The sequence below is a fragment of the Streptomyces sp. BL1 genome, from assembly GCF_057628045.1.
The window spans coordinates 5,341,994-5,361,476 of the sequence record NZ_JBXYWZ010000002.1; the positions used below are offsets into that span (position 1 = coordinate 5,341,994).

The 19,483-nt window shown below is 73.1% G+C and carries 13 protein-coding genes and 2 tRNA genes; 4 read left to right on the top strand and 11 right to left on the bottom strand.

Annotated elements, in window-relative coordinates; translation table 11 throughout:
• Positions 1 to 76 precede the first annotated feature (76 nt).
• The 5 genes from AC3AGO_RS23445 to AC3AGO_RS23465 form a co-directional block, all read right to left on the bottom strand.
• Positions 77 to 1,825 (bottom strand): pyruvate dehydrogenase, encoded by a 1,749-nt coding sequence (locus AC3AGO_RS23445; protein ID WP_487822199.1) that lies wholly within the window; start codon positions 1,823 to 1,825, stop codon positions 77 to 79.
• Between the two features lie 93 nt (positions 1,826 to 1,918).
• Positions 1,919 to 3,181 (bottom strand): NAD(P)/FAD-dependent oxidoreductase, encoded by a 1,263-nt coding sequence (locus tag AC3AGO_RS23450; RefSeq protein ID WP_487822200.1) that lies wholly within the window; start codon positions 3,179 to 3,181, stop codon positions 1,919 to 1,921.
• A gap of 97 nt (positions 3,182 to 3,278) precedes the next feature.
• Positions 3,279 to 4,676 (bottom strand): PucR family transcriptional regulator, encoded by a 1,398-nt coding sequence (locus tag AC3AGO_RS23455; protein WP_487824779.1) that lies wholly within the window; start codon positions 4,674 to 4,676, stop codon positions 3,279 to 3,281.
• Positions 4,677 to 4,837: 161 nt separating this feature from the next.
• Positions 4,838 to 6,829 carry a helix-turn-helix transcriptional regulator gene (locus AC3AGO_RS23460; RefSeq protein ID WP_487822201.1) on the bottom strand — a complete coding sequence of 664 codons (1,992 nt, stop codon included), beginning with the start codon at positions 6,827 to 6,829 and terminating at the stop codon, positions 4,838 to 4,840.
• A 175-nt stretch (positions 6,830 to 7,004) separates the two neighbouring features.
• On the bottom strand, positions 7,005 to 8,309 hold the full coding sequence (locus AC3AGO_RS23465; RefSeq protein ID WP_487822202.1) for a deoxyguanosinetriphosphate triphosphohydrolase: 1,305 nt from the start codon (positions 8,307 to 8,309) through the stop codon (positions 7,005 to 7,007).
• A 371-nt stretch (positions 8,310 to 8,680) separates the two neighbouring features.
• Here AC3AGO_RS23465 and AC3AGO_RS23470 point away from each other — a divergent pair, with 371 nt between their 5' ends.
• Positions 8,681 to 9,943, top strand: a complete 1,263-nt coding sequence (locus AC3AGO_RS23470; protein WP_487822203.1) for an RNA polymerase sigma factor — start codon at positions 8,681 to 8,683, stop codon at positions 9,941 to 9,943.
• Positions 9,944 to 10,006: 63 nt separating this feature from the next.
• Here the strand turns inward: AC3AGO_RS23470 and AC3AGO_RS23475 are convergent, their stop codons facing one another.
• The 4 genes from AC3AGO_RS23475 to AC3AGO_RS23490 all read right to left on the bottom strand — a co-directional run bounded on the left by AC3AGO_RS23475 (position 10,007) and on the right by AC3AGO_RS23490 (position 13,233).
• Positions 10,007 to 11,410: an FGGY family carbohydrate kinase gene (locus AC3AGO_RS23475; RefSeq protein ID WP_487822204.1), complete on the bottom strand. Its 1,404-nt coding sequence runs from the start codon at positions 11,408 to 11,410 to the stop codon at positions 10,007 to 10,009.
• Positions 11,411 to 11,486: 76 nt separating this feature from the next.
• On the bottom strand, positions 11,487 to 12,248 hold the full coding sequence (locus tag AC3AGO_RS23480; RefSeq protein ID WP_487822205.1) for a pirin family protein: 762 nt from the start codon (positions 12,246 to 12,248) through the stop codon (positions 11,487 to 11,489).
• An 80-nt stretch (positions 12,249 to 12,328) separates the two neighbouring features.
• Positions 12,329 to 12,952 carry a Clp protease N-terminal domain-containing protein gene (locus AC3AGO_RS23485; RefSeq protein WP_487822206.1) on the bottom strand — a complete coding sequence of 208 codons (624 nt, stop codon included), beginning with the start codon at positions 12,950 to 12,952 and terminating at the stop codon, positions 12,329 to 12,331.
• A gap of 5 nt (positions 12,953 to 12,957) precedes the next feature.
• Positions 12,958 to 13,233: a hypothetical protein gene (locus tag AC3AGO_RS23490; RefSeq protein ID WP_487822207.1), complete on the bottom strand. Its 276-nt coding sequence runs from the start codon at positions 13,231 to 13,233 to the stop codon at positions 12,958 to 12,960.
• Between the two features lie 165 nt (positions 13,234 to 13,398).
• Between AC3AGO_RS23490 and AC3AGO_RS23495 the strand changes: the two genes are divergently transcribed.
• Complete coding sequence (locus AC3AGO_RS23495; RefSeq protein WP_487822208.1) at positions 13,399 to 16,674, top strand: acetyl-CoA carboxylase family protein; 3,276 nt, start codon at positions 13,399 to 13,401, stop codon at positions 16,672 to 16,674.
• Positions 16,675 to 16,881: 207 nt separating this feature from the next.
• Positions 16,882 to 18,564 carry an AMP-binding protein gene (locus AC3AGO_RS23500; RefSeq protein WP_487822209.1) on the top strand — a complete coding sequence of 561 codons (1,683 nt, stop codon included), beginning with the start codon at positions 16,882 to 16,884 and terminating at the stop codon, positions 18,562 to 18,564.
• Positions 18,565 to 18,589: 25 nt separating this feature from the next.
• On the opposite strand, the gene AC3AGO_RS23505 is transcribed toward AC3AGO_RS23500, so the two are convergent.
• Positions 18,590 to 18,663: transfer RNA gene (locus AC3AGO_RS23505), tRNA-Ile, on the bottom strand.
• A gap of 265 nt (positions 18,664 to 18,928) precedes the next feature.
• A tRNA-Asn gene (locus tag AC3AGO_RS23510) sits at positions 18,929 to 19,001 on the bottom strand.
• Between the two features lie 171 nt (positions 19,002 to 19,172).
• On the opposite strand from AC3AGO_RS23510, the gene AC3AGO_RS23515 reads away from it, so the two are divergent.
• On the top strand, positions 19,173 to 19,472 hold the full coding sequence (locus AC3AGO_RS23515; RefSeq protein WP_487822210.1) for a YtxH domain-containing protein: 300 nt from the start codon (positions 19,173 to 19,175) through the stop codon (positions 19,470 to 19,472).
• The last annotated feature ends 11 nt before the right edge of the window (positions 19,473 to 19,483 follow it).

Genomic DNA, 19,483 nt, shown 5'->3' on the forward strand with positions numbered 1-19,483 from the left:
CATCCCCGCGAACGGGCTCCGCCCCCTCCGTTCCCGGGCTGGGGAACGGAGGGGGCGGAAGTGACGGAGCCGCGGGTCAGGGCCGCGGGACGTTGCGCAGGTTCGAGCGGGCCATCTGGACCATGCGGCCGACGCCGCCCTCCAGCACCGTGCGCCCCGCCGACAGCGCGAAACCGCTCACCTGCTCGCGCGTGATCTTGGGCGGCAGGGAGAGCGCGTTCGGGTCGGTGACGATGTCGACGAGGGCGGGGCCCTTGTGCCGGAAGGCGTCCTTGAGCGCGCCGCGGATGTCCTTGGGCTTCTCGACCCGCACCCCGTGGGCGCCGGCCGCCTTCGCGATCGCCGCGTAGTCCGTGGCGTGGTAGCCGGTGCCGTACGCCGGCATGCCGTCGACCATCATCTCCAGTTCGACCATGCCGAGCGAGGAGTTGTTGAACAGTACGACCTTGACTGGCAGGTCGTACTGCACGAGCGTCAGGAAGTCGCCCATCAGCATCGAGAACCCGCCGTCGCCGGACATCGAGACGACCTGCCGGCGCCGGTCGGTGAACTGTGCGCCGATCGCCTGCGGCAGGGCGTTCGCCATGGAGCCGTGGGTGAAGGAACCGATGACACGGCGGCGGCCGTTCGGCGTCAGATAGCGCGCGGCCCACACGTTGCACATGCCGGTGTCGACGGTGAACACGGCGTCGTCCGCGGCCTCCTCGTCCAGGATGGACGCGACGTACTCGGGGTGGATGGGCGTGTGCTTCTCGACCTTCCGCGTGTACGCCTTGACCACGCCCTCCAGCGCGTCGGCGTGCTTCTTCAGCATCCGGTCGAGGAAGCCGCGGTCCTCCTTGACCTTCACGCGCGGTGTCAGACAGTCGAGCGTCTCGCGCACGTCGCCCCAGACGGCGAGGTCCAGTTTGGTGCGCCGCCCGAGGTGCTCGGGGCGCACGTCGACCTGCACGATGCGGCAGTCCTTCGGCAGGAAGGCGTTGTACGGGAAGTCGGTGCCGAGCAGGATCAGCAGATCGCACTCGTGGGTGGCCTCGAACGCCGCACCGTAACCGAGCAGTCCGCTCATGCCGACGTCGTACGGGTTGTCGTACTGGATCCACTCCTTGCCCCGCAGCGCGTGTCCCACAGGGGACTTGATCCGCTCGGCGAATCGCATGACCTGCTCGTGCGCGCCCCGGGTGCCGCTGCCGCAGAACAGCGTGACCTTCTTCGCGTCGTCGATCATCCGGGCCAGCTGGTCCACTTCCTCGTCGCCGGGGCGTACGGAGGGCCGCTGGGTGACGATGGCGTGTTCCTCGGGAGCTTCGGGCGCCTCCTCGGAGGCGATGTCGCCGGGCAGCGTGACGACGCTGACGCCCTGCCGGCCGACCGCGTGCTGGACGGCGGTCTGCAGTACGCGCGGCATCTGGGCGCGGCTGGAGATGAGTTCGCTGTAGTGGCTGCACTCCTGGAACAGCCGGTCGGGGTGGGTCTCCTGGAAGAAGCCCGTGCCGATCTCGCTGCTGGGGATGTGCGAGGCGAGCGCGAGCACAGGGGCCATGGAGCGGTGCGCGTCGAACAGCCCGTTGATGAGGTGCAGATTGCCCGGGCCGCAGGAGCCGGCGCAGGCCGCGAGCCGCCCTGCGACCTGCGCCTCCGCGCCCGCGGCGAAGGCGGCGGTCTCCTCGTGGCGCACCTGGATCCAGTCGATGGCGGAGCTGCGGCGGATCGCGTCGACGACCGGGTTCAGGCTGTCGCCCACCACCCCGTACAGCCGCTGCACACCGCTGCGTTCCAGGGTGTCGACGAACTGTTCGGCCACGCTCTGCTTCGACTTGCCCATCGGTCTTCACTGCCCTTCGACGCCGGGTGTACCGGGGGACCGGAACCTCGCTGAACTAAGGGCAATTTATCCCGTACAGGCGATCTGTGTGCATTACTCCTTTTCGAGGGTGCTCAGCGGTACACCCGGGTCGGCCAGCGCGTGGGTGTCGACGTGCGCGCCGGAGCGGATGAGCTGCTGCACGGACTCGGCCACGTCCCACACGTTGACGTTCAGCCCGGCGAGCACCCTGCCCTCGCTCAGCCAGAAGGCGATGAACTCCCGCTTGGTGACGTCTCCCCGGCACACCACCTGGTCGTACGAGCCGGGCGGCGCGTACCCCGAGTACTCGAGGCCGACGTCGTACTGGTCGGAGAAGAAGTACGGCACCCGGTCGTAGCTGACGTCCCGTCCGAGCATGGCCCGCGCCGCGGCCGGGCCGCTGTTCAGCGCGTTCGCCCAGTGCTCCACGCGCAGCCGCTCGCCGAGCAGCGGGTGCTGGACGGAGGCCGCGTCGCCCGCCGCGTAGATGTCGGGGTCGGAGGTGCGCAGCGACGCGTCGACGGCGATGCCGCCGCCGGGCTGCGGGGCCAGGTCCAGGCCCGCCGCCTCCGCGAGGGCGGTACGGGGCGCGGCGCCGATGGCGGCCAGCACGTCGTGCGCCGGGTGCTCGTCACCGTCGTCGGTGTGTACCCGCTGGACGAGGCCGTCCTGTCCGGAGATGCCCGTCAGCCTGGCGCCGAAGTGGAAGCGCACACCGTGTTCGCGGTGCAGGTCGGCGAAGAGGGCGCCCAGTTCGGGCCCGACGACACTGTGCAGCGGTGTCGGCTCGGGCTCGACGACGGTGACCTCCGCGCCGTACGAACGGGCCGCCGCGGCGACCTCCAGTCCGATCCAGCCGGCACCGGCGATGACCAGGTGTCCGTTGTCCTGTCCGAGGGTGGCCAGCCGTCCGCGCAGCCGGTCGGCGTGTGCGAGGCGGCGCAGGTGGTGCACGCCGACCAGGTCGGTGCCGGGGATGTCGAGGCGGCGCGGTTCTGCGCCGGTGGCGAGCAGCAGTGTGTCGTAGTGGATGCGGGTGCCGTCGCCGAGCCGGACTGTGCGCGCCTCGCGGTCGAGCTGTACGGCGGGCTGTCCGAGGTGCAGTTCGATGTCGGCGCCCGCGTACCAGGCGGGGCGGTGCACGAAGACGCTGTCCCGCTCGTCGTCGCCGGTCAGATAGCCCTTGGACAGCGGGGGCCGTTCGTACGGGTGGTCGCGCTCGTCGCCGATCAGGATGACGCGGCCGGTGAAGCCTTCCGCGCGCAGCGCCTCCGCGGCTTTCGCGCCGGCCAGGCCGCCGCCGATGATGACGAACGTGCGGTGTGCGTCGACCACTTGATTCCTCCTCGCAGTCCCCCCGTCGGACAGAGTTCACAGGCGAGCGTCCCGCATCGGCGCGGACGCGGGAAGGGGGTGTTCGCCGCGCGGCCCGTCACCGCAGCCGCCACGCGGTGAGTGCGAGGGACAGTTCGGCCGCCTCGCGCGGACTGCCGAGGGAGCGTCCAGTCAGCCGCTCGTACCGCCGGAGCCTGTTGAGCACGGTATTGCGGTGGCAGGAGAGCCGCACCCCGGTGGCCTGCGCCGAACCGTCGCACTCCAGATAGGCGGTGAGGGTGTCCAGCAGCACCTCGCGATCGGTGTGGCCCAGCCGCAGCACCGGGCCGAGGACGCGTTCCGTGAGGACGGCGGCGAGCCCGGGGGAGGAGGCCACGAGCGCGGCCGGGATCTCCTCCTCCAGCAGCGTGACCCCGCCGCCGGCGGGGCAGGTGCGCAGCGCGGTGACGGCGAGCGTACGGGCCTCGCCGACCGCGGCCAGCCCTTCCACCGCGGTGCTGACCCCGGCGCGGAACTCCGTGGCGGCCGGACCCGTCCGGCCTGCCGTCCGGTTCGCTGTCCGGCCCGCGCGCAGCGCTCCGGCCAGTGCCCCGGGGCCGGCGCCGTCGTCCGCACGGGCCGGGTCCGTACGGTCCCCGTGCGCACCGGCCGGACTGCGGCCGTCCTCGCCGTCGCCGCCACCGTGCCGTGCCCCGTCGAGCAGGACGAGGGCGAAGTCCGTGCCGTCCGGGCCCTCTTCGGCCGGGGCCGGATGCCACAGCGCCCGCAGACCGTCCGGCAGGGGCAGCGTCCTGGCGGCAGACCGTCCGGCACCCGTCACCGCGGCCACCGCGTACCGCCCGTGCCGGGGCAGCCCCAGCACGGCGGCGGCCTCCGGCAGGTCCGCCACGCGCGCGGTGCCGTCCAGCAGCGCGCCGGTCAGCAGCCGGTTCCGGTTGGCGCGGCGCCAGGCCAGCCGCCGCTCGGCCCCGCGGTACGCCTCGGCCACCACGCCGCAGTGCTCGTCGACGAACTCCCATACGTCACCGGCCACATGGACCAGCAGCCGCATGGACTGCGGGTCGTGGCGCGAGGCGGTGTCCAGCAGCTCCTGCCACACCACGCTGCCGCCGATGCGGAACGCGTGCAGCATGGCGTCCAGCGGCAGCCCGCGCGCGGGTCCCGCGGCGCCGATCCGCCGGGAGCAGCGGTGCGCGTCCTCCCGCAGCTCCCGGGGGCGCAGCAGCGAGCCGACGCTGAAGCTCAGCGACTGGTGGACCTCGCGCCGCAGCTCCTCGTGAGTGAACGCGGGTGCCCCGTAAGCGGGTTCGTGCTGCCGGAGGAGCGTCGTCACCCGGTCCGCCAGCCCGGGCAGCCGGTCCAGCAGGCTGCGGGCGGAACGGTGCAGTACGGCCTGTGCGTCGGCGCCGGCCTGTGGTCGGTCGGCGCGGCCGGGCCGGTCCGGACGGCTGTCGGGGTGCGCGTGCTGTGTGCCGGTCCGCGCGGGCGGGTGCATCGGGACCTCCACCTCGGGCGCGACAGGGTGGCTGGAACGGTTCACTGACAGTTTGTCAGCGTACCTCCGTACCGCGGGAACCGGCCGCCCCGCGGCTGCCCGGCGTACCCCGGCCGGCCGGCTGTCCGGCGTCCCGTGCGGCCCCCGCCCCTCACGCCCCGTCACGCCGCGTCGGTGCCCTCCGCAGCGGCCAGCACGCGGGCCAGTTCGACGCGGGACCGTACGCCGAGCGCGGCGAAGGTGTTGCGCAGATGGTGGTCGACGGTGCGCGGGCTCACCGACAGCCGCACCGCGACCTCCCTGTTGGTGGCACCCTCGGCCACCTGCCGGGCGATGCGCAGCTGTTGCGGTGTGAGCGCGGCCAGGGACGCCGGCTGCCGTGCCGCCGCGCTGCCCGTCGCGCGCAGTTCGGCCTCCGCCTGATCGGCCCAGGGGCGGGCGCCGCAGCGTTCGAAGGCGAGCCGCGCCGTGTGCAGCAGGCCGCGGGCCTCGCCGGGGCGGCGCCGTCTGCGCAGCGACTTGCCGTACAGCAGCAGGGTGCGGGCCCGCTCGAACTCGCCCTCCGCGCGGCCGTGTTCCGCCACAGCGCGCGCGAAGTACGCGTCGGCCTCCTCCGGGTCCTCCGCCAGCAGGGCGCGGCAGCGGGCCAGTTGCGCGGGTGCCAGCGGGTCGGCCATCACCGCCGTCCACTGTGCGAAGCCGTCCAGCGCGGTACGTGCCTCCTCCGGTGCGCCGGCGAACACGGCCGCCTCCACGAAGCAGGGCACGGCCAGCATGCGCTGGGTGAAGTGCCCCTGCCCGGGCGGCCCTCCGGGCTCGGGCCCTGTGGGCGCGGGCCCGCCGTGGATCAGGGGCCGCAGCCGTTCGGCGGCCTCGTGCACGTGGCCGTGGCCGAGGTCCTGCCGGGCCAGGGCCCACTGGGCGAGGGTCGCGGCGACGCTCAGCCCGTGCGGCCCGGCGGCCTGACCGGCCGCGCGGGCGTGCCGTACGCAGGCCTCGGTCTCGCCCGTGACGGCCGCCGCCATGGCCAGCACCGCGCGGAGGTGCGCGGCGGTGTTGCGCTGCCCGGTGTCCTCCGCCGTACGCAGTCCCGCCACGGCGTGCGCGTGGGCGCGGCCGTGCCGTCCGGTGCGCAACTCGCCGTAGGCCAGCCGTTCCAGCACCCGCGGGACCAGTTCGGCGGGGCCGCGGACGCGCGCCGCGGCGAGGGCCCGCGAGCCGGTCTCCCGGGCCGCCCGTACCTCGCCGAGCACCAGCGCGGCGACGGTGGAGCGCAGCAGATGTTCGGGGCGCTCCTCGTGCGCGGCCAGGGCGACGGCGCGGCGCAGCGGCCCGGTTCCCTCGGTGAAGCGCCCGTCCATCACGGCGCTCATGCCCTCCGCGTAGGCGCGGACGAGGTCGTCGCCGGCCGTGGGGGAGAGGCGGGCCAGCCGGTCCAGCGCGGAGAGGCAGCCCTCGCGGTCGCCCAGGCCGAAGGCCGCCTCCGACGCGTACAGCAGCGCGGTCCCGGCCGCCGCGGGTTCGTGCGGCTCCAGCAGTCGGGACGCCTCCCGCAGCAGTTCGCCCGCGTCGCCGATCACCCCGCCGGCCAATTCGGCCAGCCCGCTGCGGAGTTCGTCGACACCGCGCACGGGGGTACGGGTGGGCAGCCCCGCGAGATTCTCGTCCGGGCTCTCGCGGTCCGTGGTGGCCAGCAGCGTCACGGGCAGCGGCGGGCCGAGGCGCCGGGCGGCGAAACCGAGCGCCCTGCGGGACGCCGGGTCGAGCAGATGGGCGTCCGCGACGAGGCAGAGCACAGGCTGGCCGGCGGCCAGCCGGCGCAGCAGGGCGAGCAGTCCGGCCAGCACGGGGCCCGGCAACAGTTCGTCCGCAGCGCCCGGTTGCAGCCGCAGTGCCCGTCCCAGCGGTGTGGACAGCGGTACGTCCACGGCGCGCAGCAGGGCGTGCAGCCCGCTGTAGGGGATGTCCGTCTCGGCGGCCACGCCGCGGGTGCGGAGCACCGTGCCGTCGGTGAACTGTGCTGCCGCATCGCGCAGCAGTGCCTCGCCGTCGGCGGCCGGTGCGGCGCGCAGAACCAGCGCACCGCCGGAGCCGGAGCGTGTGGCGGTGAGCAGTTCGCCGATGTCACGGAGCACGGAGCTACGGCTGTGCATGCGGTCAGCAGAGCACTGGTCCGTCGTGCCGTCCACGGGCGTCGTCGCCCGTGCGGCCGCTGCCCAGTCTGCGGGGGCGCCCGTTGTGCCGGTGCACAGCGGTGCACAGCTGCACAGCGGTGCACAGGGATGCACGGCGGTCACACGGGGGCGGGTGTCACAGGGGGCGCGGCATTCACGCCGGTGTCGCACCGCCGGCAGTGAGGCGCTGGTGCAGGGAGCGCGCGGAGGAGTCGGTGAGGGAGCCGATCTGGTCGACGACGACCCGCAGCCGTGCCGCGTCCCCGTCCGCCTCCGTGTACAGCTCCCGGAACTGCGGGTCCAGGCCCTCGGGCGCGCGGGCGACGAGCGCCTCGGCCAGTTCGCCGAGCACGGTGCGCTGTTCGGCCCGCAGCCGCTCCAGTTCGGGCCGCTGCATCACGTAGCGGTCGGCGACGGCCTTCAGGACCGCACACTCCAGCCGTACTTCGCGGGGGACGACCAGTTCGGCCGCGTACCGGGTCAGCCGTCCCGTGCCGTACGCGGCGCGGGTCGCCCCCTCGGCGGCCAGGCAGAAGCGGCCGATCAGCTGGCTGGTCGCGTCCTTGAGCCGGGCCTGCGCGGTGGCGGAGCCGTCGTAGCGGTGCGGCCACCACTCCTCGTCGAGCAACCGGTCGAGCGCGGCGGCCAGTTCGGCGGGTGCGGCGCCCGGCGCGTAGCGCTCGGCGGCCAGTCCGAAGATGTCGCGCCGCTCGGGCTCGGCGAGCAGCAGATTGGGGTCGACGTGCCCGGCGTGCAGCCCGTCCTCGAAGTCGTGCACGGAGTAGGCGACATCGTCCGACCAGTCCATGATCTGCGCCTCGAAGCAGGTGCGGAACGGGGGAGCGCCGCGCCGCAGCCAGTCGAAGACGGGCAGGTCGTCCTCGTACACGCCGAACTTCAGCGAGCCGGGGTCCGTGGGGTGACCGCCGTGCGGCCAGGGGTACTTGGTGGCCGCGTCGAGGGTGGCGCGGGTGAGGTTGAGCCCGACGGAGACCCGGCCGCTGCCGTCCTGTGCCTCGGTGAAGCGTTTCGGCTCCAGCCGGGAGAGCAGCCGCAGGGACTGCGCGTTGCCCTCGAAGCCGCCGCAGGTCCGGGCGATGTCGCTCAGCACCCGCTCACCGTTGTGCCCGAAGGGCGGATGTCCCAGGTCGTGCGCGAGGCAGGCCACTTCGACGAGGTCGGCGTCGCAGCCCAGCGCGGCACCCAGCTCCCGGCCGACCTGTGCGCACTCCAGGGAGTGGGTGAGCCGGGTGCGCGGACTGGCGTCCCACGCCTGGTTGCTGGAGCCGGGCGCGACCAGCTGGGTCTTGCCGGAGAGCCGGCGCAGCGACGCCGAGTGCAGCACCCGTCCGCGGTCCCGCTGGAAGGCCGTACGGCCCGGCCGCTTGTCCGGTTCGGGAACCCAGCGCTCGGTGTCGGAGACGTCGTACGTACCGGTCGTGCCGTCGGTGGCGTGCATACGGCGACGGTAACCGGACCGTACGGCCCGGGCGGCCCGGACGCGGGCCGACGGCCGCGAAGGAGACACCGCCGGCAGGACGCGGGGTCGGACGGAGGGGCCGCCCGCCCCCTCTTCCCGCCGCAGCGGCGAGCGCCCCCGCAGGGTCGGTCCGGGGCGGTGTCCGAGCGCGTCGCGCGGGGGCGCTTCGCGCGGAGACCGCCGGCAGGTTCGCCGTGCCGCACATCCCGCCGCGGCAGCGGGTGCCGCGTCACGACGGCGGGCCGCCCCGGAGGCCATCGCGCTCCGTACGTGCGGCGTCACCGGTCCGGCAAAAAACCGGGCGCACGCCCCTCGTGGCGGGAGTGTGTCGTACTCCACACTGGGTCCCGGTGCCTGAGTCCTCGGAGCGCGGCGGTGCCGGCCAGGAGGAGCCGGAGTCCCCCGCGAATCCGCACAGCATGGTCGGACGGTATGCGGCATGGCCGCAGTCGTCCGCGTCTCGCACGCCGCCCCCCGTACCGGCAGCGATCACACTGGAGGTCGCCCCCGTGCAGACCCAGACCCTGACCACCGCGGCCCCTGCCGCCCCGACAGCGTCCCCCGCGCCCGCTCCACCCGCTCCGCAGGCGCCCCCGGAAAGCACCGAGGCGTCCCTGCTCGAAGCCGTGCCCGCGCAGCCGGGTCCGCCCGAAGCCGAGTCGGAAGCGCCAGCCGCCAGGCCGGATACGGGGTCCGGCAGCGGCCCGTCCGCCGACCTGTTCCGGCAGTATCTGCGCGAGATAGGACGGATCCCGCTGCTCTCCGCCGCCGAGGAGGTCGACCTCGCGCGCCGCGTCGAGGCCGGACTGTTCGCGGAGCAGAAGCTCGCGGGCGACGTCGATCTGGACAGCGCGCTCGCGCTGGATCTGGACCAGTTGGTCGTCCTCGGCCGGATGGCCAAACGGCGCCTGATCGAGGCGAACCTGCGGCTGGTCGTGTCCGTCGCCAAGCGCTATGTGGGCCGCGGGCTCACCATGCTCGACCTGGTCCAGGAGGGGAACCTCGGACTGATCCGCGCCGTCGAGAAGTTCGACTACGCGCGCGGGTACAAGTTCTCCACGTACGCCACCTGGTGGATCCGGCAGGCCATGTCCCGGGCGCTGGCCGATCAGGCCCGCACGATCCGGGTCCCGGTGCACGTCGTCGAGCTCATCAACCGTGTGGTGCGGGCCCAGCGCCGGATGCTCCAGGAGCGCGGGTACGAGCCGTCGGCCGAAGAGGTCGCCGTGCAGCTGGACTTGACGGCGGAACGGGTCACCGAGGTGCTGCGGCTCGCGCAGGAGCCGGTGTCGCTGCACGCGCCCGTCGGCGAGGAGGAGGACGTCAACCTCGGCGACCTCATCGAGGACGGCGACGCGCCTTCGCCCGTCGAGTCGGCCGCCTTCCTGCTGCTCCGCGAGCATCTGGAGGCCGTGCTCTCCACCCTCGGCGAGCGCGAACGCAAGGTCGTACAGCTGCGGTACGGACTGGCCGACGGCCGGCCGCGCACCCTGGAGGAGATCGGCCGGCTGTTCGGCGTCACCAGGGAGCGCATCCGGCAGATCGAGTCCAAGACGCTCAACAAGCTGCGCGAGCACGCCTTCGCCGACCAGTTGCGCGGCTATCTCGACTGACCTTTTTGCACGGCCGACCGGCGGTCCGGGTGTGACCCGGCCCGCCGGAGCGCCGTGCGCGGGTCAGCCGAAGGCGCCCGGGTGGCTCTCCTCACGGACCGTCACATACTGCTGGCGGACGGCCTGTCCGACCGCCATTTCGTCGCCCGCCTCGAAGACCTGGCAGGCCGCGGCCGGCCACTGCGGCGGCTGCGCGCCGCCCTGCAGCGCCCAGGCCGCCTGCCGGGCCGCGCCGAGCGCGGTGTAGTCGGCGGGCTGCGGCACGACGACCTGCGCGCCGAACAGTCCGGGTGCCGCTGCCTGTACGGCGGGCAGCTCGGCGGCCTGGCCCAGCAGGAAGACCCGGCGCACCTCGACGCCCCGTGCGCGCAGCACCTGCAGCGCGTCGGCCAGTCCGCACAGCATGCCCTCGACCGCGGCCCTGGCCAGGTGCTGCGGGTGCATGCTCTCGCGGCGCATCCCGTGCAACGAGCCGGCGGTGTGCGGGAGCTGGGGTGTCAGCTCGCCCTCCAGATAGGGCAGCATCACCAGTCCGGACGCGCCCGGGGTGGACTGCAGGGCGAGTTCGGACAGTCCGTCCAGATCGGTGCCGAGCAGCTGCGCCGTACCGCGCAGCACACGGGTCGCGTTCAGCGTCCGTACGGCGGGCAGGTGCATGCCGGTGGCGTCGGCGTACGAGGTGATGGTGCCGCTCGGGTCGGCGAGTGCCTCGTGGTGCACGGCGAACACCGAGCCGGAGGCGCCGAGGGAGATGACCGCGTCGCCGGAGTCGACACCCAGGCCGAACGCCGCCGCCATGGTCTCGCCCGTACCGGCCGATATGAGCAGGCCCTCCGGTGTCTGGCCCGCGACCTCGGCGGGGCCGATCACCTCGGGCAGCCGCACCTGGTGACCGAGCGCCAGCTCGATCAGGTCGGTCCGGTAGGCGGCGGTGGCGGCCGACCAGTAGCCGGTGCCGGAGGCGTCGCCCCGGTCGGTGACGCGCTGCGGCGGGCGGCCGAGCAGCTGCCACACCAGCCAGTCGTGCGGCTGCATCAGCTCGGTCACCCGGGCCGCGGCCTCCGGCTCGTTGCGGGCGAGCCAGCGCAGCTTGGCTATGGGGTGCCCGGCCTGCGGTACGGCGCCCACCGACTGTGCCCACGCCTCGCGTCCGCCGAGCGCGTCGATCAGGTCGGCCGCCGCGGTCTGGGTTCGCTTGTCGTTGCCGAGCAGCGCCGGCCGTACCGGGGTGCCCGAGTCGTCGAGGGCTATCAGGCCCTGCTGCTGCGCGGAGACGCCGATGGCCTGGACGTCGGCCAGTTGACCGCCGCCGGCCGCCTTGCCGAGCGACACCAGCCAGGACTGCGGGTCGTCCCGCTCGTCGGGGTGCTCCGCGTGCCCCTGCCTGATGACGGCACCCGTGTCCGCGTCGCAGACGACGATGCGTGTGTACTCAGCTGAACTGTCCAGACCGGCGACTATCCCCATGACCGGAATGATGCCTTACGGGGCTACGGCTTCCGACGGCCGGGCCCGGCCGCCGGACGTAGCCGCCGCGGCTGCTTCAGCGGGCCCGCGCGTCGGCGGTCATCTCCCACATCAGCAGCTCGGCACCGGTAGGACCCGCGGTGAAGCGCTGGCCCTCGGCGCCGGTGACGCGCACCGAGTCGCCGGTGGCCATCGGGTAGCCGCCCTCCAGGTCGCCGACGCCGCGGGCCAGGAAGAGGTGGACGTACGGCGCCGTGGCGAGCTCCACGGTCTTCCCCGGGCGGACCCGGGTGACGTGCAGCGCCGCGTGCTTCTGCCGGATGGAGATCGCGCGCCGGTCCTGGTGCCGCGGCATGCCGGAGGCGACGACGGTCCAGCCGTCCTTGTCCAACTCGTCGTTGATGTCGAGCTGTTCGTATCCCGGCTTGATGCCCTCTTCATCCGGGAGCGTCCACATCTGGATGAAGTGGACCGGGTCCTTGTGCTCGGGTTCGCCGGTCAGCGTCCAGGAGTCGTTCTTCTCGCTGTGCAGGATGCCGGTGCCGGCGCTCATCCGCTGGGCCAGGCCGGGGTAGATGACGCCGTTGTGCCCTTCGGAGTCCTGGTGCACCAGGCCGCCGTCCAGCACCCAGGTGACGATCTCCATGTCCTTGTGCGGATGGGTCTCGAAGCCGCTGCCGGGTGCGACGACATCGTCGTTGGAGACGAGCAGCAGTCCGAAGTGCGTGTTGGCCGGGTCCCAGTGCCGGGAGAAGGAGAAACAGTGCCGCGAGTCCAGCCAGGAGTTCCTGGTCTGGAAGCGGCCGGCCGAGGGGCGGGCGTCGATCTGGGAAGCCACGGTCGTCTCCTTGTTCCGGGGGCGGGACCGGTAGGTGGCCAGGGGCGAATGCGATGGTACAAGATTCAACTAGGCCTGTCTCAGGCTGCTCCCCCGAGATCGGACAGCACATGCTCACGTGCTTCCCGGGGAACGAGGTCCAGTTCGGCGAAGAGGGCCGCGGTGATGTTGTCGTCGCTGCGCAGCAGTGCCAGCACCACGTGTTCCACGCCGATGTACCGGTCCTTGCGCGCGACAGCTTCGCGCAGCGCCAGTTCGAGCGCCTTCTTGGCGCGGGCCGTGAACGGGATGTGCCCCTTGCCGGGTGCGCCGTCCCCGTCCCGGTCGCGGCGGCGGCCGAGCGGGAACGGGCGGCGCCGCTTGTCCGCGGGATCCTCCGCCGGTACGTCCAGCGCGCCGCTGCCGAACGCGCCCTCGGCGCGCCGGCGGATCTCGTCCAGGTCGATGCCGAGCGCCTTCAGCGCCTCGGCGTCCTGTTCACCGAGTGCTCCGCCCTCCTGTCCGACCACGCCCTTCACCGCTGTCCGGCACTCCTCGGCGGTGACCCCGAGCCGTACGAGCGTCGCGGCGCCGGGGTCGCCGGGCTGCCGCAGGGCGGCCAGCAGCAGATGCTCCGTCCCGATCCAGCCGTGGCCCAGTCCGCGCGCCTCCTCCTGTGCGCCCACGACGAGTTGACGTGCCTGGCGGGTGAATTTCTCGAACATCGCCTCTACCTCTTCCCCTTCGTGCCCGGATCCCGCGGAGCCGTCTTCTTCGCGTCCGCCTTGCGTGCGTGCTTCTTGTGGACGGCCTGCCTGCTCACGCCGAGCGCCGCCCCGATCTCGTCCCAGGACCAGCCCCGGCTCCGCGCGCTGTCGACCTGGAGCGCCTCCAGACGCTCCGTCAGCCGGCGCAGCGCGGCCACGGCGCGCAGGCCCACGTGCGGATCGCTGTTCAGGGCGGCCGCGGCGGTGTCCGCTGCTTCTCGTGCTCCCGTGTCGGCCATGCTGTCAACCTAGGATGACAGTCTCCGCGTGTCAACCCTCATTGACAGGGGTACGGACCCGCGCCGCCGCGTGATCTTTCCGCGTACGACCCCTGCCCCTGTGCGCTGCGGGGACTTAGCGTGATCTGCGGCCGCATTCGTGTGAGGGAAGGGGCTTGAACGCCCATGCAGGAGCCCGGCAAGCACAGCGTTCTGATCGCCAACCGGGGCGAGATCGCCCTACGGGTCCAGCGCGCCGCCGCCGAACTCGGCCTGCGGACCGTCGCCGTGCACACCCCGGACGACCGGGACGCGCCACACGTCCGGCTCGCCGACGAGGCGCACCTGCTCGACCACGGCACGACGGACGGCTATCTCGACGCCGCACAGATCGTCGGCATCGCCCGGCGCACCGCGACCGTCGTGCACCCCGGTTACGGATTCCTCAGCGAGAACGCGGAGTTCGCCGAGGCCTGCGCCGCAGCGGGCCTCGCCTTCGCGGGGCCGTCCCCCGAACTGCTGCGGCTGCTGGGCGACAAGGCGCGCGCCCGCACCGCCGCGCACGAACACGGCGTACCCGTCCTGCCCGCCACCCCCGGCGCCGTCACGCTGGAGGACGCGCGCGCGTTCCTGGCCGGACAGGGGCCCGGCGGCGCGGTCATGCTCAAGGCGCTGCACGGCGGCGGCGGACGCGGCATGCGCCCCGTACGCGCCCCGGACGAGCTGCCCGCCGCGTTCGAGCGCTGCCGCTCCGAGGCGCAACGCGCCTTCGGCGACGGCGCGTTGTGCGCCGAACGGCTCGTCCGCCGCGCCCGGCACGTCGAAGTGCAGATCATCGGCGACGGCTCGGGCGCCGTCAGCCACCTGTGGGACCGGGACTGCAGCATCCAGCGGCGGCACCAGAAACTCATCGAGACCGCGCCGGCGCCCGCGCTCGCGGACGGTCTGCACCGCCGCATGACCGACGCCGCGCTGCGCCTCACCGGCGGACTGCGCTACGCGGGCCTGTGCACCGTCGAGTTCCTCGTCGACCTCGACGCGCCCGAGGGCGACGAACTGTTCTTCATCGAGGCCAACCCGCGGCTCCAGGTCGAGCACACCGTCACCGAGGAGATCACCGGCATCGACCTCGTCGCGGCCCAACTGCGCGTCGCGCTGGGGGAGTCCCTCGCCGCGCAGGGCCTGACACAGGACCGGATACCCGAGCCCGCCGGATACGCCGTACAGGCGCGCGTCAATCTGGAGCGCACAGGCCGGGACGGCGTGCCCCGCTCCACCTCCGGCACCCTCACCGCCTTCCAGCCGCCCAGCGGACCTGGCATCCGCGTCGACACGTACGGTCGCGCCGGCGCCGAGATGACGGCCCGCTACGACTCGCTCCTGGCCAAGGTCGTCGCCCACACCCCGCGCGGCGGCCTCGATGCCGCGGCGGCTCGACTGGCGCGCGCCCTGGGCGAGTTCACCGTCGAGGGGCCCGGCTGCAACACCGGCCTGCTCCGCGCCGTCCTCGCGCACCCGGACTTCGCCGCTGCCGCCTGCACCACCGACTTCCTCGACCGGCACCTGACCGAGCTGCTGCCCGAGGAGCCGGAAGCGCCCGACGTGCGGGAGTCGCGGGACGGACCGAATGGGCAGCCGGAGGACGGCACTTCGGTCCTCGCCCCCTCCGCCGGCACCGTCGTCGGCGTCGAGGCCCCGCCCGGCACGGCGGTCCGCGCCGGCGACGCCGTCCTCGTCCTCGAAGCCATGAAGATGGAGCACGTCCTCGCCGCACCCGCCGCCGGCACCGTCAAGGACGTACGGGCAGCCGTCGGCGACACCGTGCGCGAGGGCGACACGCTGGCACTCGTCACCCCCTCCGAGGACGCCGCCGTCGCGCAGGACGCCCGCCCCGAGGCCGACTTGGAGACCGTCAGGCCCGACCTCGCCGAGGTCCTGGGCCGCCAGGAGGCCACCCTTGACGCGGCCCGCCCCGAAGCCGTCGGGCGCCGCCACGAGAAGGGCAAGAGCACCGCGCGCGAGAACGTCGAAGGACTCTGCGACCCCGGCAGCTTCACCGAGTACGGCGCGCTCACCGTCGCCGGGCAGCGCCGCCGCCGCTCCCTCGACGACCTGATCGCCCGTACGCCCGCCGACGGCATGGTCACCGGTCTCGGCAGGATCGGCGGCCGGCAGTGCGCCGTCCTCGCATACGACTACACCGTCCTCGCCGGCACCCAGGGCGTCCTCAACCACGCCAAGACCGACCGCATGCTGGACGTCGCCCACCAACGCGGGCTGCCCGTCGTGCTGTTCGCCGAGGGCGGCGGCGGACGGCCCGGCGACACGGACCTCGGCGCGGGAGAGACCGCGGGCCTCTCCGTGGGCACCTTCGGCGCCCTCGCCCGGCTCAACGGGCAGGTCCCCACCGTCGGCATCGCCTCGGGCCGCTGCTTCGCCGGCAACGCCGCGCTGCTCGGCTGCTGCGACGTCGTCATCGCCACCCGGGACGCCACCATCGGCATGGGCGGACCCGCCATGATCGAGGGCGGCGGACTGGGCGCCTGCCTGCCCGAAGAGGTCGGCCCCATATCCGTGCAGGCCCCCAACGGCGTCGTCGACCTCGTCGTCGAGGACGAGGCCGAAGCGGTGGAGGCGGCACGCCGCTATCTCGCCTATTTCCAGGGCCCGTCGGAAGCGCCGGACGGTGACTGGGACTGCGCCGACCAGCGCCTCCTGCGGCACGTCGTCCCCGAGAACCGGGTGCGCGCCTACGACATCCGGCGCGCCGTCGAGGGCCTCGCCGACACCGGCTCCGTCCTGGAGCTGCGCCGCGACTTCGGCGCCGGAGCGCTCACCGCGCTCGTCCGCGTCGAGGGGCGCCCCATGGGGCTCGTCGCCAACAACCCCGCGCATCTGGGCGGCGCCATCGACAGCGACGCCGCCGACAAGGCGGCCCGCTTCCTCCAGCTGTGCGAGGCACACCGGCTGCCGGTGGTCTCCCTCGTCGACACTCCCGGCTTCATGGTCGGCCCCGACTCCGAAAAGACCGCGACCGTACGGCACTTCAGCCGGCTCTTCGTGGGCGGCGCCCGGCTCACCGTCCCGCTGTGCGCGGTCGTCCTGCGCAAGGCGTACGGGCTCGGCGCGATGGCCATGGCCGGCGGCGGCTTCCGCACCCCCGTCGCGACGGTCGCCTGGCCCACGGGAGAACTGGGCCCCATGGGACTGGAGGGCGCCGTGCGGCTCGGCTTCCGGCGCGAGCTGGAGGCCGTCTCCGACCCCGCCGAACGCCAGCGCCTCTACGACGAACTCCTCGACGCCGCCTACGAACGCGGCCGCGCCCTCAGCGCCGCGACGGTCTTCGACGTGGACGACGTCATCGACCCCGCCGACACCCGCCGCTGGATCACCGCCGCCCTCTCGGGGCCCGCCCCGGCCGAACCCCCGCACACCGCGCGCCCCTTCATCGACACCTGGTGAACCGGCCGCCCGCTGTACCGACGGCCCGCTGAACCGACCGTCCCGTTGACCTTGCCGTCCTGCTGAACCGACAACTGCCGCACCGGCATCCGGTGCGGCGACCTCTGGCGACAACTGACCTCCGGCGACAACTGACCTCTGGCGACAACTGACCTCCGGCGACAACTGACCTCCGGACTTCCGGACCTTCCGGTGAGGAGCCCCGCCATGGACATCGAGGCGTATCTGAAGGACCTGCGGGCACGCCAGGCACGGACCCGCCCCGCGGGCGCCGCGGCCGAAGTGACCTTCCCGCTGGGCGAGATGACCCTGCCCGGACACGTGGCGCACTGGGCGGACCGGCACCCCGACCGGCTCGCCCTCGCCTTCCACGGGCCCGCGCCCCGTACGTACACCTACGCACAGCTCGACGAGGAGTCCGGACGGCTGGCCGGCTGGCTCGCCGGACCCGGCGGTGTACGGCCCGGCGACAGAGTGGCCGTGCATCTGGGCAACAGTCCCGAGTACGTCGTCTCACTGCTGGCCGTACTGCGCGCCGGCGCGGTCCTGGTCCCGGTCAACCCGATGTTCGAACGCCGCGAACTCACCCACGAACTCGCCGACTCCGGAGCCGTCACCGTCATCACCCGCGACGACCTGGCGGACCGCGTACAGGACGTACGGGAGGAGACCGCCGTACGGCAGGTCCTCACCGTGCCCGGCGGCTGGGAGGAGGCACTGCGGTACGACACGTCGCCATGTGCGGAACTGCCGCAGCACGCGGCCGGCATGGACGACCTCGCCGTCCTCAACTACACCGGCGGCACCACGGGCCTGCCCAAGGGATGCGAGCACACCCACCGGCACATGATCTACACGTTCGCCGCCGTCGCGAGCACCACGGGACGCGGCCCGGACAGCCCGTCCACCGCGCTCTGCTACATACCGGTCTTCTGGATCGCCGGCGAGAACACCGCCTTCGCACCCTTCGTCACCGGGGGTACGACAGTTCTGCTTCCCCGCTGGGACGCCGGTGCCGCCCTGACCGCCATCCGTACGTACCGGCCCACCACCATGGTCGGCACCGTCGAGAACTACCTCGAACTGCTCGGCCATCCGGCACTGCCCGACACCGACCTGTCGTCCCTGACCGACCCGCTCGCCGTGTCCTTCGTCCGCACGCTGACCCCCGAAGTGCGGCAGCACTGGCAGAAGGCGGCAGGCCGGAAGTCCGTACTGCGCGAAGGCGGTTACGGCATGACGGAGACCCACACGAGCGACGTCACCCCCTTCGGACTCTCGCAGGACGACCGCGATCTGCGCGCCCGTCCCGTCTTCTGCGGGCTGCCCGTGCCCGGCACCGATGTGGCCGTCGTCTCCTTCGCGACCGGCGAGCCGCTGCCCCTCGGCGAGACGGGCGAGATCGTCGTACGGGGCCCCTCCGTGATGCGCGGCTACTGGAACAGCCCGGAGGCCACAGCGCGTCAACTGCGCGACGGATGGCTGCACACAGGGGACAACGGTGTGCTCGACGAGGACGGCTGTCTGCACTTCCTCGGCCGCGACAAGGACATGATCAAGGTGAAGGGGATGAGCGTCTTCCCCGCGGAGGTCGAAATGCTGCTCGCCCAGCATCCGGAAGTGCTCGCCTCCGCCGTGGTCGCCGCCGCCGATCCCGAACTGGGCCAGCGGCCCGTGGCCTTCGTGCGCCGCCGCCCCGGCGCGGCCGTGGACGCGGAGGGCCTCGCGGAGTGGGCCCGCACCAGCATGGCGCGCTACAAGATCCCGCTGATCGCGCTCACCGACGCCTTCCCGATGACCGCCACCGGCAAGATCCGCAAGGTCGAACTCGCCGACCACGCACAGCGCCTCCTCGACGGCGAGCGTCGAGGAGGCGCCTCACGTGCGTGAACGTTTCTGCGCAGAGGGGCAGAAGTGGGGCGGGTGGGACTCGAACCCACGGCCGACGGATTATGAGTCCGTTGCTCTAACCGGCTGAGCTACCGCCCCGAAGCGGCACGCCCTGTACATGTGTACGTGCGTGCCACGTCTGCCGCAGCATAGCTGCTCATACGATCTGCCGCCCGTGCCGGGTGCAGCCGTACGCAGGGGAGGACTTCGATCACGGGGTGATCGGTTCCCGGTGCCGGGCACCGGTCGGAAAAAGTTCCCGTCCGACGAGGTGTTCACGCGCCGCCGCGCGAAACCCCCGACGGCGGTGGGCACATGGGACGCACACAAGAAGAAGGGGCCCCGGAGGGCCCCTTCTCTTCTGCTCCCGCGACTGGACTCGAACCAGTAACCTGCCGGTTAACAGCCGGCTGCTCTGCCGATTGAGCTACACGGGACTGCGTTGCTCGGGCGCGGCGCCCCGTTCCCGGGGGCGTTCCCTCGCTGCGGGAAATACATTAGCGCATGCCAGGGGGTACTCCGAAATCCGTATCCGTGCCGCCCCGGATCAGGAGGGTGAGACCGTTCGGATCGGGGGCTGTGAGAGGAACCGACAGAAGGGTGTAGCCATGCGCTACCGGCTCACGTTCGCCACTGGAGTGGCCGTGGGGTACGTGCTGGGGACGCGCGCCGGCCGCGAGCGTTACGAGAAGCTCCGGCAGGCCGCGCACAAGGTCGCCGAGAATCCGGCCGTCCGCAACGTGACCGAGTCCGCCGCCCAGTCGGGGCGGGAGGCGGCGTCCAAGGCCGCCGGTGTCGTCACCGACAAGGTCGGGCACCGGCTGCCGGACACGGTCGGCGACAAGGTGCGCGCACTGCGCCAGCAGCGGACGCCGCTGGACGACGACTGGGGGACGAGCAACACCTAGCCCGCTCCGGC

Coding starts and splice junctions, on each gene's coding strand:
- AC3AGO_RS23445 (WP_487822199.1), bottom strand. CDS start 1,825: ATGGGCAAGTCGAAGCAGAGCGTGGCCGAACAGTTCGTCGACACCCTG.
- AC3AGO_RS23455 (WP_487824779.1), bottom strand. CDS start 4,676: ATGCACCCGCCCGCGCGGACCGGCACACAGCACGCGCACCCCGACAGC.
- AC3AGO_RS23460 (WP_487822201.1), bottom strand. CDS start 6,829: ATGCACAGCCGTAGCTCCGTGCTCCGTGACATCGGCGAACTGCTCACC.
- AC3AGO_RS23465 (WP_487822202.1), bottom strand. CDS start 8,309: ATGCACGCCACCGACGGCACGACCGGTACGTACGACGTCTCCGACACC.
- AC3AGO_RS23475 (WP_487822204.1), bottom strand. CDS start 11,410: ATGGGGATAGTCGCCGGTCTGGACAGTTCAGCTGAGTACACACGCATC.
- AC3AGO_RS23485 (WP_487822206.1), bottom strand. CDS start 12,952: ATGTTCGAGAAATTCACCCGCCAGGCACGTCAACTCGTCGTGGGCGCA.
- AC3AGO_RS23490 (WP_487822207.1), bottom strand. CDS start 13,233: ATGGCCGACACGGGAGCACGAGAAGCAGCGGACACCGCCGCGGCCGCC.
- AC3AGO_RS23495 (WP_487822208.1), top strand. CDS start 13,399: ATGCAGGAGCCCGGCAAGCACAGCGTTCTGATCGCCAACCGGGGCGAG.
- AC3AGO_RS23500 (WP_487822209.1), top strand. CDS start 16,882: ATGGACATCGAGGCGTATCTGAAGGACCTGCGGGCACGCCAGGCACGG.
- AC3AGO_RS23515 (WP_487822210.1), top strand. CDS start 19,173: ATGCGCTACCGGCTCACGTTCGCCACTGGAGTGGCCGTGGGGTACGTG.